This window comes from Pseudomonas mucoides (genome assembly GCF_015461845.1).
GTDB lineage: Bacteria > Pseudomonadota > Gammaproteobacteria > Pseudomonadales > Pseudomonadaceae > Aquipseudomonas > Aquipseudomonas mucoides.
Map to the genome: position 1 here is coordinate 776,623 of NZ_JACOPW010000002.1, position 16,747 is coordinate 793,369.

General features: G+C 56.9%; 24 protein-coding genes and 1 pseudogene. 10 read left to right on the plus strand and 15 right to left on the minus strand.

Features of this window, described 5'->3' with window-relative positions; translation table 11 throughout:
* Positions 1–4: 4 nt before the first annotated feature.
* Entirely contained in the window at positions 5–1,351 is a 1,347-nt protein-coding gene (locus tag H8F22_RS12175; RefSeq protein ID WP_059182794.1) for an oxygen-independent coproporphyrinogen III oxidase, read from the minus strand.
* Between the two features lie 117 nt (positions 1,352–1,468).
* Positions 1,469–1,912, minus strand: a complete 444-nt coding sequence (locus tag H8F22_RS12180; RefSeq protein ID WP_027923644.1) for a CopD family copper resistance protein — start codon at positions 1,910–1,912, stop codon at positions 1,469–1,471.
* 268 nt (positions 1,913–2,180) lie between these two features.
* Here H8F22_RS12180 and H8F22_RS12185 point away from each other — a divergent pair, with 268 nt between their 5' ends.
* Positions 2,181–2,393: a hypothetical protein gene (locus tag H8F22_RS12185; protein WP_027923643.1), complete on the plus strand. Its 213-nt coding sequence runs from the start codon at positions 2,181–2,183 to the stop codon at positions 2,391–2,393.
* 93 nt (positions 2,394–2,486) lie between these two features.
* The gene (locus tag H8F22_RS12190) at positions 2,487–2,675 is read left to right on the plus strand and encodes a ribbon-helix-helix protein, CopG family (RefSeq protein ID WP_027923642.1); all 189 of its coding nucleotides are present in this window, start codon (positions 2,487–2,489) and stop codon (positions 2,673–2,675) included.
* A 21-nt stretch (positions 2,676–2,696) separates the two neighbouring features.
* Here H8F22_RS12190 and H8F22_RS12195 read toward each other — a convergent pair whose 3' ends face one another.
* Entirely contained in the window at positions 2,697–4,358 is a 1,662-nt protein-coding gene (locus H8F22_RS12195) for a SulP family inorganic anion transporter (protein WP_194940206.1), read from the minus strand.
* Positions 4,359–4,533: 175 nt separating this feature from the next.
* Between H8F22_RS12195 and H8F22_RS12200 the strand changes: the two genes are divergently transcribed.
* Both H8F22_RS12200 and H8F22_RS32595 read left to right on the plus strand, forming a co-directional pair.
* Positions 4,534–4,764 carry a hypothetical protein gene (locus H8F22_RS12200; RefSeq protein ID WP_027923640.1) on the plus strand — a complete coding sequence of 77 codons (231 nt, stop codon included), beginning with the start codon at positions 4,534–4,536 and terminating at the stop codon, positions 4,762–4,764.
* Positions 4,765–4,965: 201 nt separating this feature from the next.
* A pseudogene (locus H8F22_RS32595) lies at positions 4,966–5,139 on the plus strand (DUF6691 family protein); the annotation flags it as partial.
* Between the two features lie 69 nt (positions 5,140–5,208).
* Here the strand turns inward: H8F22_RS32595 and H8F22_RS12205 are convergent.
* A complete protein-coding gene (locus H8F22_RS12205) occupies positions 5,209–6,399 on the minus strand; it encodes an MFS transporter (RefSeq protein ID WP_194940207.1) in 1,191 nt (396 codons plus the stop codon).
* A 347-nt stretch (positions 6,400–6,746) separates the two neighbouring features.
* On the opposite strand from H8F22_RS12205, the gene H8F22_RS12210 reads away from it, so the two are divergent.
* From H8F22_RS12210 to H8F22_RS12220, 3 genes are all read left to right on the plus strand, one after another.
* Positions 6,747–7,013, plus strand: coding sequence for a FecR/PupR family sigma factor regulator (locus H8F22_RS12210; RefSeq protein WP_027923638.1), 267 nt, complete (start codon positions 6,747–6,749; stop codon positions 7,011–7,013).
* A 124-nt stretch (positions 7,014–7,137) separates the two neighbouring features.
* Complete coding sequence (locus H8F22_RS12215) at positions 7,138–7,338, plus strand: hypothetical protein (protein WP_027923637.1); 201 nt, start codon at positions 7,138–7,140, stop codon at positions 7,336–7,338.
* A gap of 116 nt (positions 7,339–7,454) precedes the next feature.
* Entirely contained in the window at positions 7,455–7,688 is a 234-nt protein-coding gene (locus H8F22_RS12220) for a DUF6555 family protein (protein WP_027923636.1), read from the plus strand.
* An 18-nt stretch (positions 7,689–7,706) separates the two neighbouring features.
* Here H8F22_RS12220 and H8F22_RS12225 read toward each other — a convergent pair whose 3' ends face one another.
* Positions 7,707–8,042 carry a hypothetical protein gene (locus H8F22_RS12225; protein ID WP_027923635.1) on the minus strand — a complete coding sequence of 112 codons (336 nt, stop codon included), beginning with the start codon at positions 8,040–8,042 and terminating at the stop codon, positions 7,707–7,709.
* A gap of 71 nt (positions 8,043–8,113) precedes the next feature.
* A complete protein-coding gene (locus H8F22_RS12230) occupies positions 8,114–8,332 on the minus strand; it encodes a hypothetical protein (protein WP_027923634.1) in 219 nt (72 codons plus the stop codon).
* 179 nt (positions 8,333–8,511) lie between these two features.
* On the opposite strand from H8F22_RS12230, the gene H8F22_RS12235 reads away from it, so the two are divergent.
* Both H8F22_RS12235 and osmE read left to right on the plus strand, forming a co-directional pair.
* Positions 8,512–8,751, plus strand: a complete 240-nt coding sequence (locus H8F22_RS12235; protein WP_027923633.1) for a hypothetical protein — start codon at positions 8,512–8,514, stop codon at positions 8,749–8,751.
* Between the two features lie 13 nt (positions 8,752–8,764).
* A complete protein-coding gene (gene osmE, locus H8F22_RS12240) occupies positions 8,765–9,115 on the plus strand; it encodes an osmotically-inducible lipoprotein OsmE (RefSeq protein ID WP_194940208.1) in 351 nt (116 codons plus the stop codon).
* A gap of 5 nt (positions 9,116–9,120) precedes the next feature.
* On the opposite strand, the gene H8F22_RS12245 is transcribed toward osmE, so the two are convergent.
* Positions 9,121–9,468, minus strand: a complete 348-nt coding sequence (locus tag H8F22_RS12245; protein ID WP_027923631.1) for a hypothetical protein — start codon at positions 9,466–9,468, stop codon at positions 9,121–9,123.
* Between the two features lie 117 nt (positions 9,469–9,585).
* The gene (locus tag H8F22_RS32600) at positions 9,586–9,783 is read right to left on the minus strand and encodes an SPOR domain-containing protein (RefSeq protein ID WP_027923630.1); all 198 of its coding nucleotides are present in this window, start codon (positions 9,781–9,783) and stop codon (positions 9,586–9,588) included.
* Between the two features lie 210 nt (positions 9,784–9,993).
* Between H8F22_RS32600 and H8F22_RS12250 the strand changes: the two genes are divergently transcribed.
* A complete protein-coding gene (locus H8F22_RS12250) occupies positions 9,994–10,356 on the plus strand; it encodes an NUDIX hydrolase (RefSeq protein WP_027923629.1) in 363 nt (120 codons plus the stop codon).
* Between the two features lie 40 nt (positions 10,357–10,396).
* Here the strand turns inward: H8F22_RS12250 and H8F22_RS12255 are convergent, their stop codons facing one another.
* The 7 genes from H8F22_RS12255 to catC form a co-directional block, all read right to left on the minus strand.
* Positions 10,397–11,170, minus strand: coding sequence for a 1,6-dihydroxycyclohexa-2,4-diene-1-carboxylate dehydrogenase (locus H8F22_RS12255; protein ID WP_027923628.1), 774 nt, complete (start codon positions 11,168–11,170; stop codon positions 10,397–10,399).
* Positions 11,171–11,276: 106 nt separating this feature from the next.
* Positions 11,277–12,290 carry a benzoate 1,2-dioxygenase electron transfer component BenC gene (benC, locus tag H8F22_RS12260; RefSeq protein WP_027923627.1) on the minus strand — a complete coding sequence of 338 codons (1,014 nt, stop codon included), beginning with the start codon at positions 12,288–12,290 and terminating at the stop codon, positions 11,277–11,279.
* 10 nt (positions 12,291–12,300) lie between these two features.
* The gene (gene benB / locus H8F22_RS12265; RefSeq protein WP_027923626.1) at positions 12,301–12,789 is read right to left on the minus strand and encodes a benzoate 1,2-dioxygenase small subunit; all 489 of its coding nucleotides are present in this window, start codon (positions 12,787–12,789) and stop codon (positions 12,301–12,303) included.
* Positions 12,786–14,150, minus strand: coding sequence for a benzoate 1,2-dioxygenase large subunit (gene benA, locus H8F22_RS12270; protein ID WP_194940209.1), 1,365 nt, complete (start codon positions 14,148–14,150; stop codon positions 12,786–12,788). Before benA ends, benB begins: the two co-directional genes overlap by 4 nt.
* A gap of 174 nt (positions 14,151–14,324) precedes the next feature.
* On the minus strand, positions 14,325–15,278 hold the full coding sequence (locus H8F22_RS12275; RefSeq protein WP_027923624.1) for an AraC family transcriptional regulator: 954 nt from the start codon (positions 15,276–15,278) through the stop codon (positions 14,325–14,327).
* Positions 15,279–15,469: 191 nt separating this feature from the next.
* The gene (gene catA, locus H8F22_RS12280) at positions 15,470–16,399 is read right to left on the minus strand and encodes a catechol 1,2-dioxygenase (protein ID WP_027923623.1); all 930 of its coding nucleotides are present in this window, start codon (positions 16,397–16,399) and stop codon (positions 15,470–15,472) included.
* 51 nt (positions 16,400–16,450) lie between these two features.
* The gene (gene catC, locus H8F22_RS12285; protein WP_027923622.1) at positions 16,451–16,741 is read right to left on the minus strand and encodes a muconolactone Delta-isomerase; all 291 of its coding nucleotides are present in this window, start codon (positions 16,739–16,741) and stop codon (positions 16,451–16,453) included.
* Positions 16,742–16,747 lie beyond the last annotated feature (6 nt).

Below are 16,747 nucleotides of genomic sequence, written 5' to 3' on the forward strand. Positions count from 1 at the left end.
TGGGTTAATGCCTCGCCCCGTCCAAATCCTTTTCAAACAGGTTGCAGATGGCATCCACTTCCGGCCGACCGGCGGGAAGAATGCTGATGAAACGGTCCGACAACTCAATCAACCCATCTCGACTCAATTGCTCCAGCAATGGCCAGACCGACGAGAAATACCTGGAAAAAGCCAGCCCATAACGTCTTTCGATGGCGCGGATATCCAGTTCCAGATCACACGCCAGCCGCTCCATGACCATCTGCCTGATTTGCTCCCCCGCCTCGAAGCGCCAGCCACGGCACGTCGGCAATTGCCCCCTGTCCAGTTGCTGCTGATAACGGTCAATGCCGTCGCTATTTTGCGTATACAAATCGTCAATCTGGCTGATGGCACCCAAACCGAAACCGATATGATCGCAATACCCGTGGCGGGTGAAACCCTCGCAACTGCGGCGTAAACGGCCTCGTTCCTGAGCAATCGCCAGATCATCGTCGGGTCGGACAAACTGGCCCAGCCCGATGTAGTGATAACCCGCGCAAATTAGCTGTTCAAAGCAGATCTGACGCATCGCGCCTTTAGCGTCCTGACTGCACAGCGCTCTGGCGGTATCAGCGCTCACTGGCCGATAGCGTCTTGGTGGACGGGAATAGTCAAACACCATCAACCTGTCCGGCTCCAGTTCGATAATCGTCGCCAGTTTCAGCGCGAAGCTTTCAGGTGTCTGCCACGCGTGACCAAAACCCAGGTCGACGTTTATCGATCGATAGCCAAAGGTGCGCGCGGCATCGATGAGCGACTGGATCGGCGCCGGGTTCTGGTAACAGGCCACCGACCTTTCACAGTCGCTGTCAAAATCCGGAACGCCGATACTGACATGGTTGAAACCCTGGTCGCGCAGCACGCCCATGGTGGCCCAATCAGTTTGATAGAGGTCCACCTCGACGCTGTAGTCACCGCACTCATGTACGAGAAAGTTGAAACGGCTACGCAGATGACTCATCAGCCGCTCTATGTGAGCAGTGGAGAGTGTTCCACCGCCCAGATGAAACTGTTCTACCCGTTGCTGCGCGTCCAGGTGGCAACTGACGAGGTCGATCTCCTGCTCCAGATGCTGGAGGTACGGCTCAATACCCTGGTGCTCGTTGGCGCTATCGCGAGGGGAACAGAGGGAAAGCTTGAGACTGGAGGGCAACTGCACGTTCAGGGACAGCGGACGTCGTTTCTGGCGGCTGACGCGCAACGCGCGAAGCAGATCCAGTGAGCCGATACCCTCATGGAATTTTTGCGTGTCGGCATGACAGTTGGGGTCGAGTACGCCCTGATCGCACCGGGCGATCGGCTCGCCGGGGTTGTGAAAAAAATCGAGCATGACGGATCTCAGAGGCTGGCTGCGGATCATCAGTGTCGGGGGTAGACGATCAATACGCCTTGATTTGCATCAAGCACAAGCAACGTCTTGGAAGAACAGGCCACCGTTCAAAGCCGTTCACCAGGTCAGATAGAACATTCCCTTGGCCAGCAGCACGATAACGACCATGTGACAGAACAGGCTGCCGTGGATGAACTGCAGGTATCGCGGGCTCATTCGGCCACTTTTGAACAAAAACATGGCCACCAGGAAGTGCAGCAGTACGCTGACGGCCACCGCGATTTTTATGGCCAGCAATGTGCCGAACGAGGAAGCCAATGGTGAGGCCAGGACTGGCAGATAGCGCAGCCCGACCATGCCAAGCCCCGCACCAAACAATACCAGTAGCACCCACGGCATCAGCGAGCGCGCTCGCCGGCCGATGCCCTGCTCGACCAGCAGCATGACCCTGGCAGGTAGCTGTTTGCGGATGCTTTCAAGGAACAGCACTTCGAAGAACACAGTGCCGATAAAGATCAGGGCGGCAAACAGGTGCAACGTCAGAAACAGCGGATAGATCATGGAGGTTTCGCCTTGAGTCAAGGCAACCCGTTACGGCACAAACGTACGGGATGTCGGTCTCTGGAGACTACAGAGCCGTCCGATCCATGTGGTTGACATCGATCAAGAAAGCCACAAACCCCACACTCACCGTGCTTCATCATGATCAGCGTACAGGAGCGACCATTTCACCGTTGCTCGATAGAAAAACCTGATTGGAGGCCTGTCTAAACATCGTGACCTGGTATGAACGCAGGTTCGGCTGGAGATTCCCCATTATCGCGGGCTGATGAACGCAAACCACATCGCCAACTACATCATTGAAAGCGGCACGGTGAACCAGGACTTCATCAATAAGCACACCCGGTTTGCCCTGGGCCTTGACAACATCGGCGACGGTCTGCGTCCGGACGACCCACGGGAACGCCCCCCTCTTGGCATGGCGGATTTCGCCACGCGTCCAAGCCAGTGCCCACAGCGAGAGCCAAATATTTTCTCATGAGAAAAGTCCAGGGCGCGGGCAGCACAGTGACAGCACCGGACAAGGCCATTACAATTTGATTAACATCTAGCGACTTGAGTGATTGAATACACCATGGAAAGTAAGACTGCGCGCCTCACTGTGCTCATTGATCCCGTCAAGAAAAAAGCGTTCGAGGAACTCTGTGCAGCACAAGACCTGACGTCTTCGCAGGTTGTCCGTCAACTGATTCGTGACTACCTGGACACCCACGGTGCCAGCTATTCGACCAAGAGCAAGCATGCCACCGGCACCAAGTCATAACCCAATACAGGCAGTTAGCTGCTAGAGGATCGACTTACCCTCTGCGAGAGTGAAAGCTTTATCCAGCGCGGTGTTGAAGTCGGCGTGGTAATGCTCCATGCCGATTTCTTGCAAGATACCCACCCTATCAAGCTTGTTGAGCACTTTCGCGTTCGCCTCGCAGAGTTTCACGACGATATTCCGCTTGTGCAGTTGCTGGATGACCTCCTCCAGCACCTGCAATCCAGTGATATCCATAAACGGTACGCGCTTCAAGCGGATAATCAGCAGGCGCGGGTCGGTATGGGTCTGTGCCAGGACACGCTCGAAGGTCTCAGCCGCGCCAAAGAACAATGGCCCTTCAATTGTATAAATCAGTGTCCCTGGAGGCAGGCGAACATGCCCGTTGGCCCTCAACTCGTGTTCTAGCTCGTGCTCGACGACCTGTTGCACCTCTACAGATGAGGCCATTCGACGCATGAAGTGCAACATGGCGAGAATAACGCCGATATTCACGGCGATCACCAGATCACTAAACACAGTGAGACTGAAGGTGATGAGCAGGATAGCAACGTCTGCGCGTGGGGCCCGCTGGACCATGCGTTTGAAGTGCTTCAACTCGCTCATGTTGTACGCGACCACGAAAAGAATCGCGGCCAGCGCGCACAGGGGGATGTTTGAGGCTAGTGGTGCGAGGAACAGAATAATAAGCACCAAGGTGACCGCGTGCATAACGCCGGCCAGAGGGCTCGTACCGCCGTTGCGGATATTGGTTGCAGTACGGGCAATGGCTCCGGTAGCGGCGAAGCCGCCAAATAATGGCGAGACCAAATTAGCCACTCCCTGACCGATCAATTCCTGATTGGAATCGTGCTTGGTGCCCGCCATGCCATCGGCCACCACTGCGGACAACAGCGATTCGATTGCTCCAAGCATGGCGATAGCGAATGCCGGACCAATCAAATCGATGACGCGAGACATTGTAACTTCAGGCAGGCTCAACGCTGGAAGGCCTTGAGGTATGCCCCCAAATGCGCTGCCAATTGTGGCTACCCCCTCGAAATGAACGATTGACTGTATCGCTGTCGCTACCGCCATTGCGATTAGCGGGCCAGGTACCCGTTTGAGTCCGGGAATTTTAGAGGCAGTAATGACCAGGAAAAGGCTAATCACCGCCAGCAGAGTGGTGGCGACATGAAGATCCGGCAGGGCCTGGAGCAAATGCCAGAACTTGTCATGGAAGTGCTCTCCACTGACAGCCGGTAAACCGAAAAAGTCTCTCCACTGCCCGACCCAGATAATCACGCCAATGCCCGCGGTGAATCCGACAATCACCGGGTCAGGGATAAACTTGATGACTGAACCGAGCCGTGCCATCCCCAGCAATAACAACATGGCCCCCGCCATCATCGTGGCGATTTGCAATCCGTCAACGCCATGCTTGGCCGTGACTCCCGCCAGAATCACGATGAACGCACCTGTCGGCCCGGCAATCTGCAAGCTGCTTCCCCCAAAGAGTGAAACCAGCAGACCACCAACGATTGCGGTGTAGATGCCTTGCTCAGGTTTGACGCCAGACGCAATGGCAAACGCCATTGCCAGGGGGAGCGCAACGACCCCGACGATCACACCGGACACTAGGTTGCGAAGCCAGTGTCCTCGCCCCAACAACCCCGCCTTCCATGCCTCAGCAATCGCAATCATGGCTAGATCCTCAGTGGATGCATGTGCATAATATTAACATCCAGTGATAATTTAAATGCCCTTGATCAACCGCCTCGTGCGGCTGGTAATTTTTTACAGTGAAAGCTCAGATGGAGCTGGCCGGGCATGCACTGCCAATACAGAATTTAAGAACGCGCGTAGCGTGGTAACTGACATGAATCGTAAAAATGTGAAAGACAAACATGCCGAAGGCGTGACTTTTGACACCCATGTAATCGCAAACCCGACTAACCCCAAGGAGTGGATTGTGTTCTTCAAGAAGGACGCAGGGAGAAGTTATTTCTTGGTTGATGACAACGAAGAAGTCGAGACTTTCGGGCATCTGGATGACTTGATCGCTGAGCTTCGAGACCTGGGTCTCAAAACCGCGGAAATCCACTTTTAGCCCTTGGATTGCGCCATGCAGACATGATCATATCGGTGAAGATCGAGTAGCTAGTCAGTCAAAGCAGAGCACTTGGGTCTAGCCGCTCTGTGCCATCGATCAGTTGGGGGCGCAGCCGGCATCAGCGGCATCGTCGGCGGGCTGTTGCGCCCGATGGCCGGCCCACCATGATGAAGGCTAGAGAGGGATCCCAAGCCCCGTTGGGGATTGGCAGGGATTTGTCCTGGCCCCGCGTTGGGATTGATGGGCTCAGGCATTCTCAAGGGCGTGGTGTTTGTCATGGCCATGTTGGCTGGTATGGGGCTGTTCGAAAGGCTTGAACGACAAAGACGCCCAGAGTCACCGGTTCCAATTTCCGAGAATAAATCCAGTTGATTTTATCCAGGAGCCAACCCTGTTCGCCTGAGGCGTTATTGTTTCTTGAGTACCTGTTCGCCTGAGGCGTTATTGTTTCTTGAGTAACAGCAGGAGTAGCGCTGTGAAGGCAATCACTGCCCCCATGAGGAATGTGCTGTCCGATCCAACGCTTTGCCATAACCCGCCCGCTATTACACTGGCCATCAACATACAGACACCGCTGACCAGATTGAAAATGCCGAAGGCGGTTCCCTTGAGTTCTCTGGGTGATTTATCAGCTACCAGCGAGGCAAGAATGCCTTGGCTAAATCCCATATGGAGTCCCCACAGCGCGACACCCAACATCATCGTGATCACTGAACTGGACTGAGCAAGCACAAGATCCGCCAGGACGAGTAACCCCATGCCCACACAGAGCAGCTTCGTGCGACTGACACGATCGGACAGCCAGCCGGCCGGGTAAGCGGACAACGCATAAAAAAGTGCCATGATCACCATCACCAGCGGTACCCAGGTGACCGACAGTCCCATCTGCTGCGCCCGCAAGACCAGAAACGCCTCGCTGAAACGGGCAAGTGTAAACACCCCCCCAATAATGACGACCCACCAATATCCGGAGGAGAAGTCGTGAAGGACGCTCCAATGAATTGGAGAACGGAATCTATGTGTGCTGGAGGCCTGGGTAGATTCTTTTACTCCAGCGACAATGAGCACCACCGCTACTGTTGCGGGGATCACTGCAAACCACAGCACACGCTGGATATCTGCAAGCCATAGCATAAGCAGGATGGCCAGAATGGGGCCAAGAACAGCACCCACGGTATCCATCGACTGTCGCAGCCCAAAGCAGGCACCCCGGATTTCTGCAGGCGACACATCTGCAACCAAGGCATCTCGGGGTGCACCACGAATGCCTTTGCCGATTCGATCCAGAAAACGTGCGATAAAGACGACTTCAACCGAATGCGCAAGAGGAAAAAGTGGTTTGCTCAGAGCCGCTAAACCGTATCCAAGCAGCAGCAACCCTTTGCGCCGCCCCATAAAGTCGCTGATAGCGCCAGAGAATACCTTGACCAGCATCGCGGTCGACTCTGCAATCCCCTCGATCACGCCGACGGTCAATGCACTCGCACCCAATGTCGTCACCAAAAATACAGGGAGCAAGCTGTGTACCAGTTCAGAGGATAGATCCATGAACAGGCTGACAAAGCCCAGCGCCCAGATCGTGCGCGGAATACGAATAGGCTCAGCTTTAGTACCTGGACTTTCGCTACTCATCGTTTCGTCCTTTGCCCATCAGCACTGAAGAGAGACTGCGAAAATCAAAGATCCTCTAATTAATAGCCCAAATGCATCGATTAAAACGGTTTTCTGAAAATCCCCAATCCACTTCGTTGCCTGGTCACCAAGAACCAGAGCGTTGTCGTCAGTTCCCCTCCTCAGTCCCCGCCAAGTGTCCTCCCATACCTTCTCCCCTGCGCCCTATTCGTGCTGAACAATAGCGGTTTGTGTGTATCGGTGTGGTTGTACACCGCGAAGCATTGAAATCAACTCGACTTCTTTTTGACGTTTTTTTCCCAAACGGCCTCGTAAGGTGCGTTATCCGGCCAAACAGGTAGCAGTCAATGAATCCACCCAGCTCTTGCGACATGGACGAAGCCATCCTCAGCCAAGCCGCTCATTGGTGTATGCGTTTACAAGAAAACACCTGCACGCAGGAGGAAAAACTGGCCTTTAAGGAGTGGATTCAGATGGATCCTCGCCACGCCTTTGAATACGCAAAAATGCTGGAAATCTGGGACCTCAGCGACCAGTTGCCAAACCATCAAAACACCTCGAAAAAGCTGCTGACTGATAGATCGACGCAGCAGAACGGCGCGCACAAAATGTGATGCGCTGAAACGGTCGCACCATTGCAGTGCAATCTGTTGGCGAAAACCGCTTTCCTCAACTAGGGTCTCTACGCAATCAAACGCCCCCGCTCATAGGTGGGGGCCCCTGATCAAGGAGAGATAAATGCCGTCCATTCGCAGTGTCGAAAAAACCTATCGCGCCTGGTCGAGCCCGATCCTGTTGGAGCTCAAGGAGCGAGAACACCAACTGGACCCCGTCGCGCGCCAGGCGCTCGAAAACATTCTGGTAGAAAGAAGACTGATCAACCTCGGCAATCCTTCAGGCAGTGAGCGGCGCAACGCGGGTCGGGACAACCATCAGTAAACCGCGTCCGATGACCGGTACACATTCTGCCTTTTGCTCATGCAGACAGATGTCCGAAATCCAAAGGAACTGGCACTACGCCATTAATGTCGTAGCGGTAGCACCTGGAGAATCGGATGACTCACACTCGCTATTTTCAAATCACCTACCGTTTCAACGATGACCGGCACGTTTTCGTACAGCCAGACACGCACATGAGTCACGCAGACGCATGGTATTACGCTTGCCTGCATTCAGGGCTGGGACTTTCATATGGGCAAAATCACGATCAACAAAACGACGAGGCACTTCGAAGTCACGCGCAAGCAGGCGGCCTGATCGATGTCAGCTGGGAAGAATTACCCAGTTGAAAAGGCCGGTGTGCCTCTTTACAGACAATCCTTCACGGCTTTGCGCATGGCGCCGGACTTGGCCCAAGGTGGCCCCTGATACAGCGAAACCCGACTGCCGTCCTTGTACTTGACGATATCGAGAATTTCATCCGCCGTGATGATGCTCGGCGCATTCAGCCGATAGCCATTGGAAATGCCGACCTGGGTGGTTTTCGGAATTTCTTTCTGCCACGCCGGCAAAATACACGCCGCCAGTTCTTTGGGCGGCTTGTCGCTGTATTTGCTGACGTTGGGTTCACCCGGCACCACAGACGCCGGCAACGAACAACCTGCCAGCATCGCCAGCGTTACTCCCCCAATCCACATCCGCATGACGCATCCTTATCCCGTAAAACGCGAAATGTAACGCTTCGCCGGCCGGACATCCATCTATTGAATACAACTCAATGTGGAGCATTGTTTCCTGGAGGCTCTGGATAGGTTCTTTCGTTGAGATAAGCCATCCACCGCTCATAGGCTTCATGCTGCCATTGCGTGACCCGCTCCCACTCCGGGCCGCTCAGTTGATGCGCTGAAATCAGCTTCATCATCTCTGTGGTGGCGGTATCCAGGTCAACAATCAACTCATGGGCATGAAATTTGAAGTCATCGGTATTGCTCATAGAGTGTGGCCCCGTCCTGACGAAGTTCATTGACCTTCGTACGACAACCGCGAAGGTCACTCGCCCTCAACTTCCCGACCAACGGACGCACCTTCTATCCCGCGGGAATCTGACGAACAAACGTTACGCCGTTCTAAATGGAACTACTCTTTCTTATCGAGAGATTGCTGGAGGTCGTCATGTGGCTTAACGAAGATGAAAACGCACTTCGCCGTGACCTGCAAAGCGTTGCGTCAGATTTGAGGTGGTCGGCGGTCGAGTTGCTGCGCATTGAGCAACAGCTACGCCAGGCGGGTAATGAGGTGGATGCGCAAGCCGTTCTCAAGTTATGCGCGTTGTTTCAGGGCGATGAAGCACGCCTGGCGGGCTATGCCGAGGAAGTGAAAGCCAAGGTGATCAGTCGGAAGAAGGCTCACTAACGGGAGCACTGTCATGAACAAGTCGCTGTTCACCCTGGCAGTCCTGCTGGCGGTGGGTGGCTGCAGCACCGAGGAATATATTTACGGTACCCAGCCCTTGGTCACCAAAGTCCAGACCGGGATGAGCAAGGATCAAGTGCAGCAGATCGGCGGTCAACCGGTCTCGATCACCGACCGCACGGTGCAGCCTGGCAGTTGTTTTGACTACACATTGACGCACGCGGACCAGCATCAGCCGTACAACGTCAGCTTCGATGGCAACGGCAAGGTCGACCACAAAAGCTTCATGACTTGCGCGCAATGGAGTCACGTTCAACAGAAAGCCAGGGAACCCTCACACTCAAGCGGTGGCGGAGGCTACTGAGCGGCCTAGCCGGCAACAGGCTTGTTGCAGGTATCCCGCCATTTATCGGCGAAGGTGTTGATTGCCTGGCTTTTCTGCGCTTGAGAATCGCGAACGGGCTGGCTGTACGCTTCGTTGATCAACATTGCCCCCAACGTGTCGTGGTCGGGATTGCCCGATTTTATGGCGAGCAAACTGGCTTTCGATTCGCCGTTTTGACGAGACTGCATGATCGATCCGGCCAATACACGGAACGCTTCGCAGACCTGCGGGTTGGTTTTAATTTCGCCCAACGCCTGGGCTTGAGCCGGGCTTGCGCAAGCCCAACTTATTGCAGACACCAAGGCCAGAGACATCCAGCGCCCTTTCAACATGGGTTCCTCCTTGAATTGAAAACGGCCACCCTATCACTCCAATGTCGCGTTTAAAATCCTCTGCACTTCGCTTCTGAAACAAAAAAGCCCCGGCATTCCGGGGCTTCAAGGGTGTCGTCATTCTGACTGCTGAGCTAACGGGCGAACCGTCCTCGCTCTATAGGCGGGAAGCGATGCAGCATAGGCCAGCGCTTCCTCTCTGCTGCTGAAAGACCCCAAGCGGTCACCTTGGGTGCAAACCCGCCAGGGGCCGTTGTTTACGCTCAGTACGTCATAACCGTTCATGTGCATTTTATTCAGTATCGGAACACTCATGGTCACCTCCTGTTCGGTAGTGGAACCGACGATTGCCTGCAATACCTTACACCCGACCTTTGCCCAAGTGCCGACCAGACGTCGCGTCAGTAATCCAGCGTTCAATTGCACTTTTCGCTGAGAACATCGCTCTAACACCTGAAATAGAGATCACGGCCCGAATGTTGCATTTTTATTACGTTTTTATGACACGCAATTGTTAGGTAACCGATGAAAGTACGTGCAACGGTCATTTGCGAACTGGACCGACATGTTCTCCTGGTGCGCAAAACCAGGTGTCGCTGGAGCTTGCCCGGCGGAAAAGTCGAACCCGGTGAAACCACGGCGGGCGCCGCGTTGCGTGAGCTTCAAGAAGAAACCGGCCTGGGCGCCGACAACCTGCTGTACCTCATGGAGCTGGAATCGGGCGGCACCCGCCACCATGTCTACGAAGCGTCGGTGCCGAACCTTGAGCAGGCCCGGCCCCAAAACGAAATCATCGACTGCATCTGGCACCCGCTGGAGACGGTCGACAACCTGAGCACCAGCGACGCCACGCGCCAGATCGTCAAGGCGTTTCGGCGGCGCCTGTAAGCGACTGCTTGACGTAGGTACGGGTTGTTCTCAGTGAGCGTCAGCCCTGGTCGCCGCCACCGACCGGCATGATCATGCCGGTGATGTACGACGCTTCGTCGCTGGCCAGAAACAGGATAGCGCCTGCCTGCTCATCCAGCGTGCCGTAGCGCTTCATCAAACTGCTGTCGAGCGTCTGGTCGACGATCTGCTGATACCAGACTTTTTCCTCAGGACTTTGCTCGGCAGTGTTGCGCGCAATGACCCGGGGCGGCGCTTCGGTGCCACCGGGTGCGGTTGCATTGACCCGCACCCCGCGGCCGGCAGTTTCGAAGGCCAGGCAAGCGGTCAGTGCGTTCACCCCGCCCTTCGCCGCGCCATACGGCACGCGATTGATACTGCGCGTGGCGATGGACGAGACGTTGACGATGGCGCCACTGCCCTGCTCCAGCATGAACGGCAGCGCCGCATGACAGCACCACAACGTCGGGAACAGCGAGCGGCGGACTTCGGCTTCGATCTGCTCCTCGGCATAGTGCTCGAACGGCTTGGTCCAGATCGTGCCGCCGACGTTGTTGACCAACACGTCGAGACGCCCGAAACGTTCAATGGCGGTGCGCATCACCCGGCTGCACTCACTGTATTGCTCAAGGTCGGCGGTCAGGGCCAGCACCTGATTACGTTGGCCCAACTGCTGCTGCACCTCAAACACCTGCTCGGAGCGGTCGACCAGAATCAACCGCGCCCCCTCAGCGGCCATGCGCTCAGCCACCCGCCGCCCGATGCCTTGCGCAGCCCCGGTAATCAGCACCACTTTTTCGTGAAATCTGTTCATACCCACCTCGTGAAAAAAACCTGACCTGCAGGAGCGAGCCTGCTCGCGATAGCGGTCTAACAGGCGACATCCCCGTTGAATGTCCCGCCCCCTTCGCGTGTACTACTCAAGCCGCGCTGGCGGCGAATTTTTCGTAGTAGAAATTCGCAGGCTGGACGCCTTGCTCACGGATGAACTGGCTGACCGCCTCGACCATCGGCGGCGGGCCGCACAGGTAGACGTCGACGTCACCCTCGTTCAAATGCCGCGGCTCGATGTGCTGGGTCACGTAGCCCTTGAGTGGATACTGGCTGTCGGGGTTGGCCACACAGGCGCTGAAGCTGAAGTTCGGGATGCGTGCGGCGAAGGTTTCGAGGCGATCGAGTTCCACCAGGTCGAAATCGTTGGTCACGCCGTAGATCAAATGCAGCGGATGTTCGCTGCCCTGCTCGGCAATTTTTTCCAGCATCGCGGTGAACGGCGCCAGCCCCGTGCCACCGGCCAGCAGCAACAACGGACGGCGAATATCGCGCAGATAGAAGCTGCCCAGCGGCCCGGCCAGGTTCATGCGGTCGCCCGCCTTCGCCATGCCAGTCAAAAAGCTGCTCATCAAGCCGCCGGGCACATTGCGGATCAGGAAACTGACTTCGCCGTCGCGCTGCAACGAGCTGAACGAATAGGCGCGGGTCTGCTCGCTGCCCGGAACCCCGAGGTTCACATATTGCCCCGGCAGAAACGCCAGGGTGCTCAACGCTTCACCCTTGATCGACAGCGCGATGGTGCTGTCAGACAACTGGCGCACCGCGCTGATCGTCGCGTCATAACTCACCTGCCGCGTGCGGCAAACCTCCGAGGACGCCGGCACCCGCACCACGCAATCGCTCTGGGCACGCATCTGGCAAGTCAGGACAAAACCCTGCTCGGCTTCTTCCGCGCTGAGAGCGTCTTCGATGTACTCCTCGCCCAAGTCATAACGACCGGCCTCGGCGAAGCATTTGCAGGTGCCGCACGCGCCGTCGCGGCAGTCCAGCGGGATATTGATGCCCTGGCGGTACGCGGCATCGGCCACTGTTTCACCGGCATTGGCGTCGATGAACCGGGTGACACCGTCTTCAAAATTGAATGCAATGGAATGCGTCATGACAGCCGCCTCACAAGTGGTAGACATCGATGACCTGGCGAACGTAATCGTTCTTCAGGATCACTTTCTTGGCCTTGATCAGCGGGTTTTCACCGCGCACATCAAGGGTGTAGAAACTGCTGCCGAAATAGCTGTCAACGGTCTTGTAGCGAAAGCTCAGGGTGTGCCAGTTAAAGCGCACCTTGCACAGACCGTCCGCCTGTTCGAGCAGCTCGATGTTGCTGAGGTTGTGTGAGGTGCGGGTGTCCGGAATGCTCGCGCTGGAACGCTCGGTCTTGATACGGAAGATGCGGTCTTCCAGCCCCGTGCGGTTGCCGTACCAGATCAGCGAGATTTCCCGCTGCGGGTCTTCGGTCAACTCGTCGTTGTCGTCCCAGGACGGCATCCAGAAGGACGCATCGGCGGCGTACAATTCCAGCCAGTCATCCCATTGCTTGTCGTCGAGGTAGCGTGCTTCGCGGTACAGAAAATCACGCACGGCGTCATAGGTGATGGTCATTGCACGGCCTCCACGGCAATCAATTCGGACTGTTCGGCGGCCAGTGCCTTGAGCATCGTCTGCTGCCAGTATTTGTGTTGCAGCACGAACAGGCCTTCGTCCTCGGTGCGCACGCCGCTGAGCAGCGGGTGCAGGTCGATTTCCTTGGCCGCCTCGTCAGCGCCCTCGATCCAGTGTTCGGCGCCCCGGGACATGTCATTCCAGGTGGTGACGCTGCCCTGATAGCTGGTCTGGCACGAACGAAACTCTTCCAGATCGTCCGGGGTGGCCATGCCGCTGACGTTGAAGAAATCCTCGTATTGACGAATTCGGCTGGAACGGGCGTGGTCGCTTTCGCCTTTGGGGGCGATGCAGTAAATGGTGATTTCCGTGCGGTTGACCGAGATCGGCCGGGCGATGCGGATTTGCGAGCTGAACTGGTCCATCAGGTACACGTTCGGGTACAGGCACAGGTTGCGGGAGTTCTCGATCATCCAGTCGGCGCGAGCCTTGCCGAAATCCCGGGCCAGTTCGTCGCGCCGCTCGTACAGCGGGCGATCTTCGGGGTTGGACCAGCGCGTCCAGAGCAGCATGTGGCCTTTGTCGAAAGAATAAAAACCACCGCCCTGCTTGGCCCAGGTGCCGGCGCTCATGGTCGGGTTGCTGTCGCCGGCATCGCGTTGTTTGCGCTGGTTCTGGGTGGCCGCGTAGTTCCAGTGCACCGAGCTGACGTGGTAACCGTCGGCGCCGTTTTCGGCGGTGAGTTTCCAGTTGCCTTCGTAGATGTAGCTCGAAGACCCGCGCAGTACCTCCAGGCCATCGGCGGACTGGTCGACGATCATGTCGATGATTTTGGCCGACTCGCCAAGGTGTTCAACCAAAGGCACCACATCGGCCTTGAGGCTGCCGAACAGGAAGCCGCGATAGGACTCGAATCGCGCAACTTTGGTCAGGTCATGGGAGCCTTCGCAGTTGAAGCTCGCCGGGTAACCGGCCGCGGCCGGATCCTTGACCTTGAGCAGCTTGCCGGAGTTGTTGAAGGTCCAGCCGTGGAAGGGGCAGGTGTAGGAGCTTTTGTTGCCGGTCTTGTGCCGGCACAGCGTCGCGCCGCGATGGCTGCAGGCGTTGATAAAGGCGTTGAGCACACCGTCCTTGTTGCGCGCGATGAAGATCGACTGGCGCCCCATGGTGGTGGTGTAGAAATCGTTGACATTGGGGATCTGGCTTTCGTGCGCCAGGTACAGCCAGTTGCCTTCGAAGATGTGTTGCATCTCCAGGTCGAACAGCCGTGGGTCGGTGAACATCTCGCGCTTGCAGCGGTAGATGCCGGTTTCCTTGTCGTCTTCAAGCAGGGAGTGAAGGTATTCGGGTCGCAGGGACATGGCCGCCGCCTCCATTGTTTTTATTCAGGCAGGGCCATGCTAGGACGGAGGGATGAGGCGGACTATCCGCTGGGTGCAGACGTTTATCCGTTTACTGCAGTTGTCGCGGAACCTGTAGCAGCTGTCGAGCCTGCGAGGCTGCGTGTAGCAGCGGCTACGGGGAGGTGTGGTCGGTCAATGGCGGCGTTTGAGGGTGTCGGAGGGCAATTCGCCGAACAGTTTGCGGTAGCTGTCGGAGAACCGCCCCAGGTGCAGGAAGCCATAATCCATGGCCACTTCCGTGACGTTGCGCACGTTGCACGTCGGGTCGCTGAGGCACAGGTTGATGCGCTCTAGTTTTTTCTGCCGGATGTAGTTTTGTGGCGACGTTCCCGCATTGCGTTCGAACAACCCGTACAGCGAACGCAGGCTCATTCGCGCCTGGCGTGCCAGTTCCTCACTGTCGATGTCGTGCTTGAGGTTGCGTGCGATGTAGTCGGCAATCACCTCGAAAGCGGGCGAACCCAGACTTGTGCGAATGACGTTGGTTTTCATCAGGCTGAGCATTTTGCTGACGATGATCTGTGCATAGTGCTCCTGCACACGCGGAATCTGCTCGGTGGCCTCGGCTTCCTGGCAAATCATCGCGAGCAAGCTGACGAAACCCTCCAGCTCATCGAGTTGATAACGACTCTCCAGGAATCGCACGCCCTGCCCCGGATACCGCCAGCGCTGTTCATCGCACACCGATTCAAACAACCGAGTCGGAACCTTGAGGATGAATTTTTCGCAATCGTCGGAATAGGTCAGGTCAACCGGTTCATCGGGGTTGATCAGCAGCAACTCACCGGGCGCAAAGTAATGTTCCTGACCCCGCCCGCGCGACAGGCAGTTGCCCCGCAGCAGCACTTGCAGGTGATAGATGCTGTCGAGTGCGCCGGAGGTCACCCGCACGCTGGCGCCGTAGCTGATGCGGCACAGGTCCAGGCTGGCGAATTTGCGGTGATCGAGGCTGGCCAGCGGCCGGCCGACATTGGGCATCAGGATACAATGGTTGCCGACGTGCTGATTGACGTAACCCGACACCGCGTAAGGGTCGGCATGGTCGAATATTCTGCTGCGCTGACTCAACAGTTGCGCGTGCATCATCGGGTCACTCTCGTTGTTGTTATTGGCGGTGTCAGTTCCATTCTAGAACAGCGCGCATAACATTGTGTCGGCAGACTGAAAACCCCAGTGGGAGCGAGCCTGCTCGCGAAGGCGGCGTCAGCTTCAACATCGACGTTGACTGACACTCCGCTTTCGCGAGCAGGCTCGCTCCCACAGGTTTGATCGCGCTATCAATCTTCCAGCGCGCGAACCCGTTCGTGGCGTTGTTGCTCTTCGGGTTGGGCGGTCGACTGTAGCGTGAAATCAAATTCGATTTCAGCAAACCGCCCGCTCACACCATGCGCCGCGGCGCGTTGTTGATCGTCGCTGAAGCTGATGTGGGCGATCAACTCGTCGCGGGTGGCGTAGGCGAAATCGTCATGCAGGTACTGATCACCATCGAGGTTGATCTGGGTGGTCAGGTGACGATGATCCGGTGCCGAGATGAAGAAATGCACGTGCGCCGGACGCTGGCCGTGACGGCCCAGTTGATCAAGCAATTGCTGGGTCGGACCGTCCGGCGGGCAGCCGTAACCCGACGGCACGATGCTGCGGAAACGGTAGCGACCTTCGGCATCGGTGACGATACGGCGGCGCAGGTTGAACTCCGATTGCGTGGTATCGAAGTACGAGTAAGTGCCGCCAGTGTTGGCGTGCCAAACGTCCACCACGGCGCCAGCCAGCGGTTCGCCGGCGGTGTTGAACACGCGCCCTTGCATGAACAGCGTCACACCCGGATCGAGGCCATCATCGAGTCGCGCTTCGCCTTCGGACAGCGGCGCGCCGGCTACGTACAGCGGGCCTTCGATGGTCCGTGGCGTGCCGCCGGATTTGCCCGCCTGCTCGTCTTCGGCGTCCATCAGCAGGTCGAGGTAATGCTCCAGACCCAAGCCGGCCACCAGCAACCCGGCTTCCTGACGCGCGCCCAGCACGTTGAGGTAGTTGACGGCTTTCCAGAATTCTTCCGGGGTCACCGCCAGGTCTTCGATGATGTTCACCGAATCTCGCAGAATGCGGTAGATCAGGGCTTTGACGCGCGGGTTGCCGGCGTCGTTGAGCAGGCCGCTGGCGTCTTCGAGAAACTTCTGTGCGCTGGCAGTGTGGGAAATCTTGACGTTCATGGTGGATCCTCATCTTGTAATTATTAGCGTAGCGAACTGAACAGGCTGGGTTCAGCGGTCATCCTCGCGGATGGAAGACGGATGCCGGCACATCGCGTCGATCTCGATCGCCATGTAGGGAAACAGCGGCAGTTGCATCAGCAGGTCGTGCAATTGCTGGACGCTGTCGACATCGAAAACGCTGTAGTTGGCATAGTGCCCGGCGATGCGCCACAGGTGGCGCCACGTGCCCTGCTCTTGCAGGCGCTGGGCCAGGGCTTTCTCGTCAGACTTCAGCTTGGCGGCGGCTTCGGGGTTCATGTCGACCGGTAGATTCACGGTCATTTTGACGTGGAATAGCATGATCTC

Bases quoted from the DNA above. Each gene is read 5' to 3' on its own strand.
- benA (WP_194940209.1), bottom strand. From the start codon at position 14,150: ATGTCCCTGCGACCCGAATACCTTCACTCCCTGCTTGAAGACGACAAG.
- H8F22_RS12190 (WP_027923642.1), top strand. From the start codon at position 2,487: ATGGAAAGTAAGACTGCGCGCCTCACTGTGCTCATTGATCCCGTCAAG.
- catC (WP_027923622.1), bottom strand. From the start codon at position 16,741: ATGCTATTCCACGTCAAAATGACCGTGAATCTACCGGTCGACATGAAC.
- H8F22_RS32600 (WP_027923630.1), bottom strand. From the start codon at position 9,783: ATGAGTGTTCCGATACTGAATAAAATGCACATGAACGGTTATGACGTA.
- H8F22_RS12180 (WP_027923644.1), bottom strand. From the start codon at position 1,912: ATGATCTATCCGCTGTTTCTGACGTTGCACCTGTTTGCCGCCCTGATC.
- H8F22_RS12195 (WP_194940206.1), bottom strand. From the start codon at position 4,358: ATGATTGCGATTGCTGAGGCATGGAAGGCGGGGTTGTTGGGGCGAGGA.
- osmE (WP_194940208.1), top strand. From the start codon at position 8,765: ATGAACAAGTCGCTGTTCACCCTGGCAGTCCTGCTGGCGGTGGGTGGC.
- H8F22_RS12255 (WP_027923628.1), bottom strand. From the start codon at position 11,170: ATGAACAGATTTCACGAAAAAGTGGTGCTGATTACCGGGGCTGCGCAA.
- H8F22_RS12205 (WP_194940207.1), bottom strand. From the start codon at position 6,399: ATGAGTAGCGAAAGTCCAGGTACTAAAGCTGAGCCTATTCGTATTCCG.
- H8F22_RS12185 (WP_027923643.1), top strand. From the start codon at position 2,181: ATGAACGCAAACCACATCGCCAACTACATCATTGAAAGCGGCACGGTG.
- catA (WP_027923623.1), bottom strand. From the start codon at position 16,399: ATGAACGTCAAGATTTCCCACACTGCCAGCGCACAGAAGTTTCTCGAA.
- H8F22_RS12200 (WP_027923640.1), top strand. From the start codon at position 4,534: ATGAATCGTAAAAATGTGAAAGACAAACATGCCGAAGGCGTGACTTTT.
- H8F22_RS12210 (WP_027923638.1), top strand. From the start codon at position 6,747: ATGAATCCACCCAGCTCTTGCGACATGGACGAAGCCATCCTCAGCCAA.
- H8F22_RS12275 (WP_027923624.1), bottom strand. From the start codon at position 15,278: ATGATGCACGCGCAACTGTTGAGTCAGCGCAGCAGAATATTCGACCAT.
- H8F22_RS12245 (WP_027923631.1), bottom strand. From the start codon at position 9,468: ATGTTGAAAGGGCGCTGGATGTCTCTGGCCTTGGTGTCTGCAATAAGT.
- H8F22_RS12175 (WP_059182794.1), bottom strand. From the start codon at position 1,351: ATGCTCGATTTTTTTCACAACCCCGGCGAGCCGATCGCCCGGTGCGAT.
- H8F22_RS12220 (WP_027923636.1), top strand. From the start codon at position 7,455: ATGACTCACACTCGCTATTTTCAAATCACCTACCGTTTCAACGATGAC.
- H8F22_RS12225 (WP_027923635.1), bottom strand. From the start codon at position 8,042: ATGCGGATGTGGATTGGGGGAGTAACGCTGGCGATGCTGGCAGGTTGT.
- H8F22_RS12230 (WP_027923634.1), bottom strand. From the start codon at position 8,332: ATGAGCAATACCGATGACTTCAAATTTCATGCCCATGAGTTGATTGTT.
- H8F22_RS12250 (WP_027923629.1), top strand. From the start codon at position 9,994: ATGAAAGTACGTGCAACGGTCATTTGCGAACTGGACCGACATGTTCTC.
- benC (WP_027923627.1), bottom strand. From the start codon at position 12,290: ATGACGCATTCCATTGCATTCAATTTTGAAGACGGTGTCACCCGGTTC.
- H8F22_RS12235 (WP_027923633.1), top strand. From the start codon at position 8,512: ATGTGGCTTAACGAAGATGAAAACGCACTTCGCCGTGACCTGCAAAGC.
- benB (WP_027923626.1), bottom strand. From the start codon at position 12,789: ATGACCATCACCTATGACGCCGTGCGTGATTTTCTGTACCGCGAAGCA.
- H8F22_RS12215 (WP_027923637.1), top strand. From the start codon at position 7,138: ATGCCGTCCATTCGCAGTGTCGAAAAAACCTATCGCGCCTGGTCGAGC.